The following is a 16,902-nucleotide window of genomic DNA, read 5'->3' on the forward strand; positions in this document are numbered from 1 at the left end:
AGGGTGCTACGGCGCCGTGATGAAGCCCTCTTTCTTCATCCAGTCGAACGCGACGTCGGCCGGCTCCTCGCCCTTGACGTCGACCCGCAGGTTGAGCGCACGCAGCTGCGTGTCGGTGAGCTTCGGGGAGATCTTGTCGAAGACGCCCTTCAGCTGCGGGTATTTCGCAAGGGTCGCGGTCTGGAAGACGGGGGCGACGTTGTACGCCGGGAAGAACGCCTTGTCGTCTTTCAGCACGGTGAGGCCCAGCGCGTTGATCCTGCCGTCCGTCGTGTAGACCTCGCCGAAGTTGCAGGTTCCTCGGTCGGTGGCCGTGTAGACGGTGCCGGTGTCGAGCACGTTGACGTTCTTCGACGGGACGCCGTTCGGGTCGCCGAGCTTGAGGCCGTAGTGCGCGAGCATGGGCTTGAAGCCGTCGCTGCGCGAGTTGAACTCGGCCTCCACGCAGAAGGTGCGCTCGGAGACGGGCAGCGACTTGATCTGCGAGAGCGACGTGATGTTGCCGAGCTTCTTGCCCTGCTCCTCGCGCACCGCCAGAGCGTAGGTGTTGTTGAGCGGAGCCGGCTGCAGCCAGGTGAGGCCGTTCTTCAGATCGGCGTCGTGGACGGCGGCGTACTGCTTCGCCTTGTCCGGGATGCCCTTCTTGCCGCCGAGGTAGGTCAGCCAGGCGGTGCCGGTGTATTCGTAGGTGAAGTCGGCACCGTCGTCGAGCATCAGCTGTCGGACGGCCACGCTGCCGGGCACGTTCGTCATGTCGGTGACCTTGAAGCCGGCGGCCTGTGCTGCGAGCACGGCGATCTTGCCGAGGATCAGCTGCTCCGTGAAGTTCTTGGTCGTGACAGTCAGCTCGGCGTCGTCGGGCAGGCCCTTGATCGGCTTGATCGAGCCGGGGCCCGCGGCGGGCACGAAGGCGGTCGCCGGCTGCAGGCCGCAGCCGGTCAGGAGCAGGGCAGCGGCCGCGCCGGCGGCGACGAGCGTCGTGCGGACGACGCGACGCTTGCGGGTGGGGAAGTTCAGGTGCGGGCTCATCGGAGTCCCTTCGGTCGCAGGGTGTGTTCGACGACGCGCCCGAGCCAGTCGATCAGGAGAGCCAGCAGGGCGATCAGCAGGGCTCCGGAGACGAGCACCTTCGGGAGGAACAGGTTCACGCCCGTGGTGATCAGGAGTCCGAGGCCGCCGGCCCCGATGAAGGTCGCCAGCGCGGCCGAGCCGACGAGCAGGACCAGCGCGGTGCGGATCCCCGAGAGCATCACCGGCACGGCGAGCGGAAGCTCGACCTTGAGCAGGACGGCCATCGAGCTCATGCCCATGCCCCGCCCGGCCTCGACGAGACGCGCGTCCACGCTCTGCACGCCGATCATGGTGTTCCGCAGCACGGGCAGGACGGCGTAGGCGACGAGGGCGACCACGGCCGCCCAGAAGGAGAATCCCAGCCAGAAGGCGAGCAGGACCACGAGACCGATGGCGGGAGCAGCCTGTCCGATGTTGCTGATGGCCAGAATGACTCCGCTCGCGCGCTTGAACGGCTTGCGGGTGAGCAGGACCCCGAGGGGGATGGCGATCAGGAGGACGATCACGGCCGAGACGAAGGTCAGGGCGAGGTGCTGCTGCGTGTAGGTCAGGAGGTCGGCGGGGTTCAGCGTCGAGCGCTCGGTGGGCGTCAGGTTCGCGGTGTTCAGCCAGACCACGAAGCCGGCGAAGACGACGGCGATGGCGAGGGGCTGGATGAGGAGCCCGCGCCAGGTCGTCGTCGGTGCCTTCTTGTCGACCTTCGCAGCGAGCTGCTCCTGAACGACGGCCGTCACAGGGAATTCCCGCTGGCGGCCGACTCGAGCTCGGGGTCGTTCTGCGCCTGAACGACCTCGAGGGTCGCCGTGTTGGTGCCCACCGGTCGATCCTGCGCCTCGAGCGCTTGGCGCCGGGAGCGCGTGATGGCCTCCATGACCACCTCCACCGTGATGACGCCGACGAAGCTGTCGCGTGCTCCGGTGACGAGCGCCGCTCCGGCGCTCGAGACGAGCATCGTGTCGAGCGCGTCGTTGAGCGTGGCCCCCTGGCCGACGACGGGAAGAGCCGGGTCGACGGCGGTCGAGACGGTCTCGAGGCGCGTGAGCTGGCGGCGGGACGGCCAGCTGATCGGGCGATTCCGCTCGTCGACGATCACGGCGTGTTCGTGGCCGGCTTCGTCCACCCGCGCGAGCACCGCTGATCCTGCTTCCCCGGCTTGGCCACGACGGCCTCCTGGAGGTCGACGTCGCGAACGCGGGTCAGGGTGAGCTGCTTGAGCCCGGCCCCGGCGCCGATGAAGTTCTCGACGAACTCGTTGGCGGGTTCGGCGAGGATCCGCTCCGGGGTGTCGTACTGCACGATGTGCGCGCCTTCGGTGAAGACGACGATCCAGTCGCCGAGTTTCACGGCCTCGTCGAAGTCGTGGGTGACGATCACGATGGTCTTGTGCAGTTCGTGCTGGATGTTGATGAGCTCGTCTTGAAGGCGCTGCCGCGTGATCGGGTCGACGGCACCGAACGGCTCGTCCATGAGGAGGACGGGCGGGTCGGCGGCGAGGGCCCTGGCGACGCCGACGCGCTGCTGCTGGCCGCCGGAGAGCTCTTTCGGGTAGCGGTCGCGGTAGGTCGCGGGGTCGAGCGACACCAGCTCGAGGAGCTCGTCGACGCGAGCCGTGATGCGGCTCTTCGACCAGCCGAGCATCTTGGGGACGATCGCGATGTTCTGAGCGACGGTCATGTGCGGGAACAGGCCCCCGGCCTGCACGACGTAGCCGATGCGCTTGCGGAGGTCGTCGCCGTCGATCGTGGTCACGTCGTCGTCGCCGAGCTGGATCGTTCCCTCGCTCGGCTCGATGAGGCGGTTGATCATCTTCAGCGTCGTCGTCTTGCCGCAGCCCGAGGGGCCGACGAGCATGACGATCTTGCCGGCCGGGATCTCGAGGGTGATCCCGTCGACGGCCGGCACCTTCTGGCCGGGGTAGCGCTTGGTGACCTTGTCGAGGACGATGCCCCGGCTGGTCGTGGTCGTGGGGGCTGCTTCGTTATGCGACACGGATACCTCGCGAGATGGTCAGGCGGCCGAGGCCGAGGAGAAGGAGATCGAGGATGAAGGCGAGGACGACGACGCCCACCACTCCGACGACGACGGATTGCAGGGAGTTGGCTCCGCCGAGACGGCTGAGGCCGGCGAACACGAACCCACCGAGGCCGGGGCCGAGGCCGTACGCCGTGACGGCGGCGACGCCCATGACCATCTGCGCCGAGATGCGGATGCCGGTCAGGATGATGGGCCACGCGAGCGGCAACTCGACGGTGGCGAACGTGCGGAAGCGGCTCATGCCGACCCCGCGAGCCGACTCGACGACGGTCGGATCGACTTCGGCGAGCCCGACGACGGCGTTGCGCAGGATCGGGAGCGTCGCGAAGAAGGTCACGACGACGACGGACGGGACCACACCGAAGCCGAGCGGCGCGATGAGCAACCCGATCAGCGCGAAGGAGGGGATGGTGAGGCCGACGGCCGAGACGCCGTTGGCCAGGCCGCTGAGCGGTTTGCTGCGATAGACGAGAGCGGCGATCACCAGGGCCAGGACCACGGCCAGGACGAGGCACTGGATCACCAACGAGAAGTGCTGCCAGGACGAGAACCAGATCTGGTCCCATCGGTCGATCACGAATTTCCACAGCATCAGTCGTCGGTTCCGTTCACATCGGTTTCGTCACGAGGTCCTTGGTGTGCCCCTGAAAAGGGCAATAAGTCGCCAACCCTAGCGACTTTATGAAGAAACCGAGAATTCTTGTACCCCGCCGGCGGCGCCGAGACGCTCTCGGCGGCTCGTGTCCTCGCCGAGTATTTTCGTCGCGACCGACGCTCACGGATGGTCGTCGTAGCGGGGGCAATCCGCGATCTTAAAGACTCACGCGTGTCAAGCCGCGGCGTAGGTTCGAGGAGTGCCGAATCAGCTCGAAGACGCCATCAGCCCGTACCTCCGCAGCCACGCGAGCAACCCCGTCGACTGGCGGCAGTGGGGCGCCGAGCCGTTCGCGGAGGCCGCCAGGCGAGGCGTGCCCGTGATGGTGTCGATCGGCTATTCGACGTGCCACTGGTGCCACGTCATGGCGCGCGAGAGCTTCAGTGATCCTGCTGTCGCCGCGCAGCTGAACGCTGGCTTCGTGGCGGTCAAGGTCGACCGCGAGGAGCACCCCGACGTCGACGCCAGCTATCTCGCCGCAGCGTCGGCCTTCACCGGCGACCTCGGCTGGCCGCTGACCGTGTTCGTCACGCCCGAGGGGCGGGCGTTCTACGCCGGCACCTATTTCCCTCCGGTCGCCGTGCAGGGCCGACCCTCGTTCCGGCAGGTGCTCGACGCCGTCACCGACGCGTGGACGAACCGGCGCGGCGAGGTCGAGCAGAACGCGCGAGAGATCGCCGCGGCGCTTTCGAGCCTGACGCCCGGAAACGCAGGCTCCCTCCCTCGGCGGAGTCGCTGACGAACGTCGTCGCGCAGCTCGCGTCGTTCGAGGACGACGAGTTCGGCGGCTTCGGCCGCGCCCCGAAGTTCCCGATCGCGCCCGTGCAGCTGTTGCTCGTCGACCTGGCGGCCGGGGGCGACGGCGCAGCGCGCGACCTCGTGCGCCGAACCCTCGGGGCGATGGCGGCCTCGCCGCTCCGCGATGGGGTCGAGGGCGGCTTCTTCCGGTACGCGGTGCGCCGCGACTGGCACGAACCCCACTACGAGCGGATGCTCTACGACAACGCCCTCCTGTTGCGCGCTTACTCGCGGCTGTCGGCCATGACCGAAGGCCAGGAGAGTGCCGCGGCAGCGGACGTCGCGGCCGGGATCGCCGACTTCCTCCTCGCGACCCTGCAGCGCCCCGACGGAGGCTTCGGCTCCGCCCAGGACAGCGAGAGCGACCTCGGCGAGGGCGGCTACTACGCTCTCGGCGCCGAGGACAGGCGGCGAGCGACACCACCGAAAGTCGACGAGAAGGTGCTCACGGGCTGGAACGGCCTGGCGATCGGCGCGCTCGCCGAAGCGGGCGCCCGGCACGGGCGGCCTGACTGGACGGCGGCCGCGCTGCGAGCCGCCGACCATGTGCTCGCGCGACACACGACGCCCGACGGCGCCCTGCTGAGGGCGTCCACGGAGCGTGGTGTGTCGACCGCGGTGGCGACGCTCGAGGACTACGGGATGTTCGCCGACGGGATCCTGCGCCTCGCCCTCGCGACGGGCGAGGCGCGCTACGCCGAAGAGGCTCGCCGCATCGTCGACGCCTGCGTCACCGACGACGAGCGCGTCTTCGCTGCGCCGGGCGGCGGCGACCCGGTGCTCGCGTCGCAGGGGCTCGGACTCGCGAGCGACCCGTCCGAGGGCGCCTACCCGTCCGGGCTCAGCGCCGTCGCCACGGCTGCGTTCACGCTGTCGCAGGTCGTCGCTGCGCCGCGCTATCGGCTGGCGGCCGAGCGTGCCGTCGCTCAGGTCGCCGAGCGGGCGATCGAGAGCCCGACCGCGTTCGGGGCGATGCTGTCGCTGGCGGCCTCGCTGCGGGATCCTGCGACCCAACTGGTGGTCGTCTCGGGCGGTGCAGGATCCTCCGAGCTCGCGTCGTTCGCCCACGCCTGGTTCCGCCCCGGGCTCGTCACCGTCGTCGTGACCCGTCAGCAGGCGGAGGAGTGGTCGGCCGAAGGGTTCGACCTCTTCGACGACCGGGTGGCGCAGGGCGGCGCCGAGACCGCCTACCTCTGCCGGGATTTCGTCTGCCGCCTGCCCGTGACGAGCCTCGAAGCGCTCGTCGATGCCGTGTGAGCACGGGGATGCGTACGAGGGCCGCAGTCGACGACCCCCAGGTGGGGGATGTGACATTTTTCGAGGCGACTGGTTAGGGTAGAGGTGTTCGAGCCTCCGGGGGATGACTGCGCGGGGGCGCAGCTAAAAGGAAAATAAAGGGGATCACCATGTCGCGCGTTCTTTCAACCGAGCAAGCCAAGACGGCCATTCGTCAGATCCAGTCCATCATCAACGGTGGCCTCACCGATCAGATCTCGCAGCTGGACGCGCAGGGGCGTGTCCTGTCCGACGCCAACGTCTGGGACGGCCCGCTGGCCGCCACCTTCCGTGGCTCGACCTGGCCCGAGACGAAGGCGGCCCTCGACAAGGCCAAGACCGAGCTCGACGAGCTTCGCACGCAGCTCGACAAGATCTCGAGCGACATCTTCACCGCCGGCGGCGGCGCGTAAGCACACGGCCGGTTCGCCCGGGGAGTCAGATCTCACATCCTGGCTCCTCGGGCGATCGGGCGTTGCACCACACGAATTCATCGTCGGGGGGAACAGGGAGTCGTGACAGATCTACACGGGGCGCAACCGCTCACATTCGACAACGGAACAGCAGACGCACTCATCAGCGAGCTGACGTCGTCCGCGAACGCGGTGGAGGGCCAGCGCGGGACGAGATCGTCCTCTGTGACGACCGCGAGTGACGACTTCACGGGGCACTTCGCCCTACTCTTCACGCAGAACGCGAGCACCGCGCGCGCTGATGCGAGCGAAATCGTCGTTCGGCTCCGGGAGGTCGCCGGGTGGGTGCGCACCCTCAAGACCGCCGCGGCGGAGGAGAACGCACGTCGCAAAAGGGCGCGCGACTGGAAAGAAGAGCACGACCACCGCAACCTCCTCGAGCAGGTCGGCGACTTCTTCACCGGGGGCGACCAGCCCCCGAGCGAGCCGCAGAAAAGTCCCCCGTCTTCCACCCCGCGACGATCGCCGCCGGTACACGCCAGACGCCGTCGTCCGGCTCCGGCGGCAGCGGCGGCACGTCGTCCGCCAAGCCCGAGAACCTCCGTAGCTTCGCGACCGGATCTGCCTCGCTCGACTCCGATCTCTCCGGTCGTCCCGGGGCCCTTCGCGGCAAGCTCTCCGACTTCGCGTCGCGCTGCCAGTGGGGCACCATCGAAGCGTCCGGCCTCGTCACCGGTTTCGATCGTTGGCTCGCAGCCAACGCGCAAGACGTCCAGTGGGCGAAGACCATCGCCAACGCCTTCGCCGCCGCTGGTGGCGAGGGCTCCGTCTCGACGATCTCCGACTCGGCCCTCGCCGCTGCCCTCCAGGCTGCCGGAGTCAACGCCGAGCGCACCGACCTCACGATCGACCCTCCGCGGGCCTACGGCGCGCAGCCGACCAGCGGCTACTCGATGGATCCGGTCAACACCTCGACCGGCAACTTCCTCGAGCCCGAGACCGATCTCGCCTTCGCCGGAGCCTCGGCTTCGCTCCGACTCGACCGCATGTACAACTCCCTCGACCAGCGCGTCGGCGTGTTCGGCCTGGGCTGGGCGTCGACGCTCGAGACACGACTCGAGATCGACGACGAGGGTGCCTCTCTTCCGGGCAGACGGTCGGTTGATCCGGTTCCCGCGTCTCGGTGGGGGCTGGGAAAGAGCCATCGGCGAGAACTTCTGGTTGGCGACCGCAGCGGATCCTGCGTCTCCCGGCCCCGGCGAGGCCGATGCCCTGCTCGTCGTGCGCGACAACGAAGGATCCTGGTGGTCCTTCTCACCGTCGGGTGCCTGGGTCGCGTCCGGAGCAGGGGTCGGCACCACCGTCACGGTCGAGCGCGACAGTGACGATCTGATCAGCAGGATCACTCACGCTCGCGGGCGATTCGTCGACATCGACTACGCGAGCGGTCGCGTGGCTGTCCTCCGCGGCTCCGACGGTCGTCGCGTCGAATTCTCGTACGACGAGTCCGGTCGCCTGACCGGTGCCACCTCCGAGGTCGGTACGCGGACCTACGGCTGGAACGCGGCAGGTCTGATCGAGACCGTGACCAGCGCCGCCGGCGTGGTCGAAGCCGCCAACGTCTACGACGACCTCCGCCGCGTGACGAAGCAGGTCAGCCCGCACGGCCGGACCGTGCGATTCGCCTACCTCCCGGGCCGAGTGACGGTCGTCTCCGACGAAGACGGCTCGCGTTCGAACACCTGGATCACTGACGCCAAGGGGCGGCTGGTCGGGGTCGTCGACGCCGACGACCAGCGCCAGTCGATGAGCTACGACCCCCACGGCAACCTCGTCTCCGCGACCGAGCGCGACGGCGCCACCACCGTTCACGCCTACGACGCCCGCGGCCGTCGCGTCCGCACGGTCACACCCTCCGGCGGCGACCTCACCTACGGCTACGACGACCTCGACCGTGTGGTCACGGTGGTCGCCGAGTCGGGCTCGGTGGTGACGTACGAGTACACCGGCGACGACCGCGACCCGTCGCTGGTCGTCGATCCCGAGGGTGGCCGCAGCGAGCTCCGCTGGCGAGACGGACTCCTCGAGGAGGTCGTCGATCCGACCGGTGTGGTCGTGCGACTCGCCTACGACGAGTACGGCGAGCTCACGTCGACGACCAACGCCGCCTCTGATACGGCTCGAATCGAGCGCGACCAGGCGGGCCGTCCGGTCGCTGCCATCAGTCCCTCGGGTGCACGCACGAGCTACCGCTACGACGCCGCGGGCCTTCTCGTCTCCCGGCAGGACGCCGATGGCGCCGTCTGGCGATTCGAGAACGGCGCTTCGGGCCGTGTCACAGCGGTGACCGATCCGCTCGGTGCTCGCACGACGTTCGAGTACGCATCGAACGGCGAGCTGACGAAGACGATCGACCCTCTCGGCCGCGTCGAGACGCGAACCTTCGACGACGAGGGAAACGTGTCGGCTGTGACGCTCCCGGGCGGCGCCGAGTGGAGATTCGCGCACGACGCTCTCTCGCGCCTGCGCGTCGTCACCGACCCGACGGGCGCCGAGTGGCGCCGCGAGTACGACGTGACCGGCGAGGTCACGGCGCTGATCGATCCGACGGGGGTCCGGCAAGAGTCATCGGCCGACATCGTCTCCGGCGTCGCTACCCTGCGTGACGCGTTCGACACGACGACCGTCCGCTACGACGAGTTCGGGCGCCCGACGTCTGTGGCCTCACCCGATGGCAGCTCCGAGCTGACGACCTACGATCTCTGCGGTCGCCCTGTCGAACTCCTCGACGGCGAGGGTGGTCTCACCCGGCTCGAGCGCGACGCGGCAGGACGAGTCGTCGCGATCACGACCCCGACCGGTTCTCGAACGACCTTCGAGTACGACGCCTGCGGTCGACCCAGTGCGGCTGTCGATCCGGTCGGCGCACGGACTGTCCTCGTCTACGACCAGGACTCCCGGGTGATCTGTCGCACCGACGCCTCCGGCGACGTCCAACACATCGGCTACGACGTAATGGGGCGGATCCTCACGCGAACGATCCCCGGCGAAGGAACAGCACGGTTCCACTACGACTCGGTCGGGCGACTCACGGCCAGCCAAGACTCCCGTTACGGACGCCGTCGCTTCCGCTACGACGCGGCAGGACAGCTCGTCGAGGCGGTCAACGGTCTCGGCGGCAGCACGCGCTACGAGTATGACCTGCGCGGTCGCCTGGTGTCGATCACCGATGCGCTGGGTGGGGTCACTCGTCGCTCGTACGACGAAGCCGACCGCGTGACGTCGGTGACGGATCCGCTCGAGCGCACGACCAGAGCCGCGTACGACGATGCCGGCCGGATCCTGCTCCAGCGCGATCCCGAGGGGCACTCGACCGAGTGGACCTATGACGCGGCCGGTCAGCAGTCGACGGTCAGCGTCGACAGGCGGCTCCAGTCGGTCATCGCCCGCGACGCGCGCTCCCGCATCCTGGCCGTCACCGACCACACCCGCGGCGAGGGCCGTGCGGTCGAGCACGAGCTGCGATTCGACCGTCGCGGGCTCCTGGTTCGCCGCAGCCGTGGCGGCCAGGCGGTCGCCTGGGAGTACGACGCCGACGGCGCCCGGATCGCCCGCATCGATCCCGAAGGAACCCGCACCGACTACCGGCGCGACGCGGCCGGGCGTGCCGTTGCAGTCGAGCAGTCTGGTCTCGGCACCGCTTCGTTCGTCTACGACGCTGCCGGGCGTCTCACTCAGGCCTCCACCGGCGACCTCGTCCACTCCTGGTCGTACGTCGACGGCGCGCTCGTCGCCCACACGACCACCACGCCCGAGGGTGCCGACTCGACACGCATCGACCGCGACGACGAGGGCAGGATCACTGCCGTCACGAGTCCCGGGGCCGGGTCGCCTACCGCCACGACGACGCCGGGCAGCTCGTCCACCTCGAAGCGACCGACGGCTCGGTCTCTTCTTGGAGCTACGACGTTGCGGGCCGCCTCGTCGCCGAGACGTCGCTCGGCCGCGAGAAGCAGCACCGCTACGACGCGGCCGGACAACTTCTGAGCACGGTCGACGCGTCGTCCGGCGATCGGGTGGAGTACGTCCACGACGCCCTGGGGCGCCGGATCCGGCGCACCGAGCCCGACGGGTCGACGACCGACTACGCCTGGAGTGACCTCGGCTACCTGCGCGGGGTCGTCTCGCGCGACGCCTCGTTCGGGCTGGTCGGGGACGTCGACGTGTGGGTCGACGTTCTCGGCGAACTCGCCGATGCCGGCGGTGCTGCGATCTGGTGGGACACCGCCGACCCGGTCCCGTCACTCGTGAGCCTCGCCGGCACGTCCCTCCTCGACCTGCCGGGCGGTATCGCCGCCATCGATGGCGACTGGACGAGTTCCGGCTGGCGGAGCGCCAGAGCCACCGACGCGACCGACCCCTGGGCTGCTCTCGAGGCGGCGTCGTCAATCCTGCCGGGTCTGTCGCTGCCGCAGGGTGTCTCTCTCGGTGCCGGCGGCGCGCTCGGAGTGGCGGGGCTCGAGTGGCTGGGCGCACGTGTCTACGATCCTTCGGCTCGGGGGTTTCTGTCGACCGATCCGATCGAGGCCATCGTCGGTGCGGCTTGGTCGGGCAACCCCTACTCGTACGCGGGCAACGACCCGCTGCACGCGGTCGACCCACTGGGCCTGCGTCCGGCGACCGACGCCGATCTCAAGGCGTATCGCGATGCCCACCAGGGAGCCTTCGCGGCCGTCGGACACTGGTGGGATGACAACTGGCAGTACGTCGTCGCGGGTGTGGCCATCGCCGGCGGTATCGCGCTCATGTGCACGGGCGTCGGCGGGCCGGCTGGCATTGCGCTGATGGTGGCGTCCGGTGCCCTTCTCAGCGGAGGCGTCTCGGTCGCCTCGCAAAAGGCGACCACCGGCAAGGTCGACTGGAAGAAGGCCGGCGTCGACGCTGCCATAGGTGGCGCCGCCGGAGGGGTCGGTGGCGCTGCCGCCGCTGGCCTTTCCAAACTGGCACCGATCGTGACTCGCGCCGCTGCACCAGCTGTCCAGCGCGTCGTTGCGCCGATCCTGAGTTCGGCAGGACGAGCGGCCATCTCGTCAGGTGTCTCGGGAGCAACTTCCAACACGCTGTCTTACGGACTCCAGGATCCCAACCGCACGACCGGTGGCTACGTTCAAGCCGCAGCCTCGGGCTTCGGTGTCGGCACGTTCTTCAGTGGCGCATCGAGCAAACTAGGGTCGACCGTCGTGTCGAAGCTCGACATCACGCCTAGAATACCGGCCGGTTGGGGGCAGCATTTGCAGGCGCCCAACGTGACACGATGGAACACGGTTATCGGAGGAACCGTGAATCACGGCGTTGGTGGAATGCAAGCTGTGGTGAACGAGGCAATCAAACCGGACGGGGATATGAGTCGCGAAAACCTATCTTCGACATTCGTCAGCGGATTCATCGGTGGGGCCGAAGGGCCGAGCACCGGCCTCCGCGCGGCGCATTAACCACGAGAGATGCATTCTGACGGGAGAGATTTGTGGCGCTGGGTGAAGTTGACTCGAGTAACACGACGGCGAAGGCGAAGGCGCGACGCAAGAATCGAGTCATAGCTGTCGTCGTATTGATCCTGGTGGTCGTCGTTCCGATCGGGCTATTCGTCGTCGGGCCGACAGCGCTCGGCGCTTATGACGACGCTCATTCCACCTCGGTGACCTGCGTCGTCACCGATGCGAAGGCGGGTGTTGCTTCAACCCGATCGACCAAAGGCATCGGGACCTCTCAACCACAAGTCGTGATTCAGACGAGAGAGTGCGGCAAGCTCCTCCTTCAGCACGGCGTCACAGCCGAAAACCGCAGCCACCTGGCCGCGAGCTTCATCCGCGGCGATCGCTACAAGTTCACCGTCGGAGCAGGTTCATTTCATCTGAGGTGGCTCACCGGTCTCCTGCACGTCTCGCCGGTCGTCGACCGTTATCACAAGGCGACTTGAAAAGGTCATGGCCGATGGAAGCCGGCCCAACCGCACCTGGGTAGGGCAGCGTCAACAGTATGTGAGCCTCGTCGTCGCAACGAGATGAGGCGCAACGAGGCGAATCGAAGACCGTTCGGGCAGTGGGCCTTATCCGTCTTTCGGATGTGACATACTGGCTGCGGGGAATGGGGGCGGACGGCCGACAGGCGGTTCTTCTGGGGAGACATCGTCTTGGGCAGAGGGCCGCCGGTCGGCCATCGCACGTCGCTCCTCCGGCTGGTCTCGTGAGCTGCAAGGCGGGCGACGCTGAAGGCTGCGGTGACAAGGACGCCCGGCTTCATTGCGCCCTTGCGGCCGCCCGGAAAGGCGCCCACTCGGCTCGGAGCGTCGACCCTCTCCAGGGGTTCACGATGGCCGCGGCGAGATCGACGGGGGCACGACGGGAGCGACCGAACATGACCAGAAGTCGAAGAACATAGTTCGTTCGTGCCCCTCCAAGTGGGGCACCACGACCTTGCCCGGCGTCCGGGAGAGCGTCTTCCGACCGGTAACATTGCTCGGGTCGATCTTGAGGGGGATGGTCATGGGGGCCAACGTCAGAACAATCGCTGCGTCGATTGCCGTGGTGGCAGCTGTCGCTCTGGTGGCGACCGGGTGCACGTCCGCGCAGCCGCAGGTGGCGCACCCGTCGCGGATCCTGCAGACCGTCGACACGACGCTCGCGGCCGACGGCGCGATCACCGGCGTGGCCGACACGACGATCTCCGTCGCGGCTTCCGACGCCTCGTCGTCGAAGACGACCCACCACGACCCGGCGAAGGTCGCTCGTGACCTCCCCATCCGCGTCACGACGCAGTACAGCACGGCGAAGAAGACCGGTACCGACCTCTCCGACCTCAAGGGCTACACAGGGCGACTGGAGATCGACCTCACGGCGGAGAACCTCACCGTGCACCCGCAGAAGCTGACCTACGACGTCGCCGGGTCGTCGCGCACGACCCCCGCGCTCGTCGGCTCCCCCTTCAGCATCGCGGCGTCGACCGTTCTGAAGGGCACGTCGCCCAGCGCGATCGTCACCGAGTCGTCCGATTCGACGCAGGACACCGACGGGGTCGTCAGCTCCGACGGCAAGGGCAACGCCGTCGTCCAGTGGGCCACCCTCCTCGCCCCGCCCACCTCGGGCGCGAGCCAGACGCTGCACCTCGTCGCCGACGTCAAGAACTTCGATGTCCCGTCGTTCGACCTCGCGGCGCAGCCGGGCATCTCGACCGATCTCTCGTCGACCGGGGTCCTGGCGTCGGCCTTCGACTCGGGCAAAGACTCCGAGCTCGCCCTCCAGCGCCGCACCATCGACCTCATCACGAACGTGAACGGGGTCCTCGCCCGGGCCGGCGGCACCATCACCGAGGTCCGCACCAACCTCGAGAGCACCTCGAAGACCTTGGGTGCCAGCACGGCGCAGCGTCTGCGCGACAGCAGCACGTCGCTGGCGGGCACGATGCAGAGCCTGAGCGGCGAGCTCGGGTCCCTCAAAGGCGACCTCGACACCACCGCCAAGGCGACGCAGTCCACCGTCATCGGGCAGCTCCAGACGACCGTCTCGAGCCTCGACTCGCTCCTCGGAGACACCTCGGCGACAGCGCCGACGGCGACGCTCGACGGCCAGGGCTGCGAAGCGGTCGCCGCCGACCAGGGGCAGGCGTCGAGCGTGTACGGCAGCCTCCTGCGGGTCTCCTCGCAGCTCGACGGCTACGCCGATGCCAGCGAGGCCTGCAAGCAGCAGGTGAGTCAGCAGCTCGAGACGGCCGTCGGTCCGAGCGATCCGACCGCGGCGACATGCACGCCGGACGCACCGTCCCTGACCTGCGCCCTGTTCGACTCGTCCACGGCGGTGACGGGTGCGCTCATCGGGTTGGTCGGCGAAGGCGACGCGCTGGTGAGCCAGCTGCAGCCCGAACTCGCGCAGAACGCCATCGACAGCTACGGCGTCCTCTCCGGCGATCTCGACTCGATCACCACTCAACTCGCCGCACTCCGTGCCAGCAACGGATCGACCGACGACTTCGACACGGCGCTCGATAATCTCCGAGGCGCCGTCGCCAGTGCTTCGGACGCGATCCCCGCCATCCGCGATCAGATCTCGGCGGTGCACTCGCGTGCCCAGGCGGCGCGGGGCCTCATCGGCAACCAGGGCGATGCCTTCGGCTCCCTCCAAGCGCAGAACTCGGCCCTCGCCAACGAGCTCTGCACACTGTCCGGGCCGCTCGGCAGGCTCACTCAGGAGCAGGTCGATCACCTGCGCTCCTACCTGACCGTGACGCCGTGCCTCGGCTCGGACGAGTCGCAGCTCACAGCACCGCTCGGGTTCTCGACCCCCATGGATTCCCGACTCGCCGACCAGGCCACTCAGTGGGACGGTGTCGTGTCGACGACCGACCTCGGCAACTCGTCCACCGGCCTCGGTGCGGCCCTCTCGACCCTCGCGACCCGCGTCTCGGCCATCGACGGAGAGATCGACGACGTCGCGTCCGTGGTGGAGTCGGGCACCGGCAGCGTCGGAAGCGCCGTCGATCAGCTGCAGGCCAAGACGTCGGCCGCGAGAGACGCCGGCGGCAGACTGTCGTCCTCTCTCACGCAGGTGAAACACGAACAGGACACCCTGGCGGCCAACGTCAAGAAGGCGTTCGCCGACGCGAGCAGCACGACCTCCAGGCAGACGGCCGCTCTCATCGCCGGCCAGGTCCGCGACGTCTCGGCCCAGGCGAAGACCAGCCGAACCGCCGTCGTGAAGGCGTTCGACACCTCGATCTCGGGTCTGCGCTCGACAGCCGACGGCGTGACCGACGACTCCAAGGCGACCATCGACGGCCAGCGCGGCAAGCTGAAGAAAGAGACCACGGGGCTGGCCTCATCGGTCGACGAGCAGACGGCCTCGAGCCTCAGCCGCATCGCGGCGAGCACCGACGCGTCCACCCGCGACGTGAAGGGGCTTCGACGTTGCTCACCGGCGACCTCAACCGCGTCATGCTCGACCTCGGCGACCGCAAGGTGAACGGCTCCGGAATCCTCGGCGCCATGACCACGAGCGCCGCCAAGGCCGATTCGGCCGACTACCAGCTGGCCCTGGCCTCCCAGAACGCCGCCGGGTACGCAAACGTCCGCGCCGACGACGTGGCCGGGATCCTGCTTCGTCAGGCGCAGTTCCGAGCCTCGCTCGACGCCGCGACCTCGCTGCCCGCGTTCCGATTCGACGTTCCCACGGGGGCGTCATCGACGACCCTCTACACGTTCCGGGTCGGGGGCGCCAAATGAGTCACTCCACCGACAGCACCCCCTCGGCCGAGAACGACGAGACCGGGCCGGATCTTGCATCTCGCCACGGCCACCCGCGCCGTCGGCGCGTCCTGCTCACCGCGGGTGCCGTGGTCGTCGTCGCCGCCCTCGTCGTCGCCGGCGTGGTCGTCGCCCGCTCGAGCGGCGGGAACGCGGCCGAGGCCGTCCCCGCCACCGTGCCCGTCTCGATCTCGGCTCCGCACGTCCCTGGCGACACGAAGCTCGGCGTCGTGCTGACCCTCGGCACCGGCGAGGGCTCCGAGTGGAGCGGCGCCGCGCAGGGAGCGCTCGTCGCCCAGCGACGACTCGCCCTGGGTGGCACGGACGTCGCCCTCATCACGCAGAACGACGGCGGCACGAGCGCCGGCGCGAAGAAGGCCGTCGATGCCCTCGTCGCTCGAGGCGTCGCCGGCATCGTCGTCGCCTCGTCGGGCGCTCACGTGCAGGCGGCCGTCGATGCGGCGGCCACGGCCGGCGTCCCCGTCGTCCTCCCCTACGAGCAGTCGCCGAGCGACGATGCCTGGTCGCTCGCGCCCGTCTCGTCCGACATCGGCGCCGGCCTGGCGCGCGCCCTCGACGGAGCAAAGGCTCCGCTGCTGGTCGACCTCGGCGGGACCGCACCGACGGGCATCAGCTTCACCCGGATCGTGAAAGACGACGGCACGCAGGACGACGACGGCCTGGCCGCCGAGGTCGCCGGCCTCACGGGCGTCACCTCTGGTTCGTCGGAGACCGCCGCGCCCGCGGCCACCCGCGCCGACGCGATCCTGGTCAGCGGTCCCGCTGCTCGCGAGGCCTCGTTCCTGGCGTCTCTGCAGTCCACCGACGTCTCGGTCCCCGTCGTCCTCACCCCTGACGCGACGAGTCCCGCCTTCGGCACGGCTCTCGTCGCGGCAGGCGGCAGCACGTCGGGCTCGTTCACGACCGCCGGGGTCGAGGCCGACGACGCCGTCGCTCTGCAGCCCGACGCCTCCGGCCGGGCCATGTCCGCCTTCCTCACGGGCGTGCGCGTCCTCTCGGGGTCGTCGAGCGCGAAGAACCTCACCGGCGACCAGGCCTTCTCGGCCGTCGCCGCCTCTGCCGACTCCCGCAGTCACGACGCCGTCGTCGCACTGGCCCGGGCCGTGTCATCGGCCCGCAGCGCAGACCCGGCGGCAGTGGCCACGGCTCTGGGCGGCCTCCGGCTCGGCGTCGCCGACGGCATCGCGGGCCCTGCCCTCGATCTGGCGAAGCACCAGGCGCTCACCGGTCCGACAACGGTGCTCTACGCCTCGGGCCAGCCACTCGGACTTCGCGGAGACGCGACGACCGACGATCAGCCCCTGATCTGGTTCGCCGAGGGAGCCGAGAAGTCATCGAAGTGA

General features: G+C 68.9%; 13 protein-coding genes and 1 pseudogene. 10 read left to right on the forward strand and 4 right to left on the reverse strand.

What is annotated here, in order from left to right; all coding sequences use genetic code 11:
- Window positions 1–6: 6 nt before the first annotated feature.
- The 4 genes and pseudogenes from QUE79_RS08590 to QUE79_RS08605 all read right to left on the reverse strand — a co-directional run bounded on the left by QUE79_RS08590 (window position 7) and on the right by QUE79_RS08605 (window position 3,697).
- Complete coding sequence (locus QUE79_RS08590) at window positions 7–1,029, reverse strand: glycine betaine ABC transporter substrate-binding protein (protein ID WP_286346300.1); 1,023 nt, start codon at window positions 1,027–1,029, stop codon at window positions 7–9.
- Complete coding sequence (locus QUE79_RS08595; RefSeq protein WP_434011039.1) at window positions 1,026–1,805, reverse strand: ABC transporter permease; 780 nt, start codon at window positions 1,803–1,805, stop codon at window positions 1,026–1,028. Before QUE79_RS08595 ends, QUE79_RS08590 begins: the two co-directional genes overlap by 4 nt.
- Window positions 1,802–3,060: pseudogene (locus tag QUE79_RS08600) on the reverse strand (ATP-binding cassette domain-containing protein). The gene QUE79_RS08595 and the pseudogene QUE79_RS08600 overlap by 4 nt, the downstream one beginning before the upstream one ends.
- On the reverse strand, window positions 3,050–3,697 hold the full coding sequence (locus QUE79_RS08605) for an ABC transporter permease (protein ID WP_434011040.1): 648 nt from the start codon (window positions 3,695–3,697) through the stop codon (window positions 3,050–3,052). Before QUE79_RS08605 ends, QUE79_RS08600 begins: the two are co-directional and overlap by 11 nt.
- 262 nt (window positions 3,698–3,959) lie before the next feature.
- Between QUE79_RS08605 and QUE79_RS25390 the strand changes: the two genes are divergently transcribed.
- The 10 genes from QUE79_RS25390 (at window position 3,960) to QUE79_RS08650 (ending at window position 16,902) form a co-directional block, all read left to right on the forward strand.
- Complete coding sequence (locus QUE79_RS25390) at window positions 3,960–4,499, forward strand: DUF255 domain-containing protein (RefSeq protein ID WP_350271667.1); 540 nt, start codon at window positions 3,960–3,962, stop codon at window positions 4,497–4,499.
- An 83-nt stretch (window positions 4,500–4,582) separates the two neighbouring features.
- Window positions 4,583–5,815 (forward strand): YyaL domain-containing protein, encoded by a 1,233-nt coding sequence (locus QUE79_RS08610; RefSeq protein ID WP_350271668.1) that lies wholly within the window; start codon window positions 4,583–4,585, stop codon window positions 5,813–5,815.
- A 149-nt stretch (window positions 5,816–5,964) separates the two neighbouring features.
- Window positions 5,965–6,246, forward strand: a complete 282-nt coding sequence (locus QUE79_RS08615; protein WP_286346301.1) for a pyrophosphorylase — start codon at window positions 5,965–5,967, stop codon at window positions 6,244–6,246.
- Window positions 6,247–6,587: 341 nt separating this feature from the next.
- On the forward strand, window positions 6,588–7,631 hold the full coding sequence (locus tag QUE79_RS08620; protein WP_286346302.1) for a DUF6531 domain-containing protein: 1,044 nt from the start codon (window positions 6,588–6,590) through the stop codon (window positions 7,629–7,631).
- A 217-nt stretch (window positions 7,632–7,848) separates the two neighbouring features.
- Window positions 7,849–10,293, forward strand: a complete 2,445-nt coding sequence (locus QUE79_RS26300; protein WP_491018488.1) for a hypothetical protein — start codon at window positions 7,849–7,851, stop codon at window positions 10,291–10,293.
- A 29-nt stretch (window positions 10,294–10,322) separates the two neighbouring features.
- Window positions 10,323–11,738 (forward strand): RHS repeat-associated core domain-containing protein, encoded by a 1,416-nt coding sequence (locus tag QUE79_RS08630; RefSeq protein WP_286346303.1) that lies wholly within the window; start codon window positions 10,323–10,325, stop codon window positions 11,736–11,738.
- Between the two features lie 32 nt (window positions 11,739–11,770).
- A complete protein-coding gene (locus QUE79_RS08635) occupies window positions 11,771–12,223 on the forward strand; it encodes a hypothetical protein (RefSeq protein ID WP_286346304.1) in 453 nt (150 codons plus the stop codon).
- Between the two features lie 607 nt (window positions 12,224–12,830).
- Entirely contained in the window at window positions 12,831–15,257 is a 2,427-nt protein-coding gene (locus tag QUE79_RS08640) for a hypothetical protein (RefSeq protein WP_286346305.1), read from the forward strand.
- A complete protein-coding gene (locus QUE79_RS08645) occupies window positions 15,203–15,517 on the forward strand; it encodes a hypothetical protein (protein WP_286346306.1) in 315 nt (104 codons plus the stop codon). Before QUE79_RS08640 ends, QUE79_RS08645 begins: the two co-directional genes overlap by 55 nt.
- Window positions 15,514–16,902, forward strand: coding sequence for a hypothetical protein (locus tag QUE79_RS08650; protein WP_286346307.1), 1,389 nt, complete (start codon window positions 15,514–15,516; stop codon window positions 16,900–16,902). The genes QUE79_RS08645 and QUE79_RS08650 overlap by 4 nt, the downstream gene beginning before the upstream one ends.

The organism is Frondihabitans sucicola, assembly GCF_030296615.1.
GTDB classification, from domain to species: Bacteria; Actinomycetota; Actinomycetes; order Actinomycetales; family Microbacteriaceae; genus Frondihabitans; species Frondihabitans sucicola.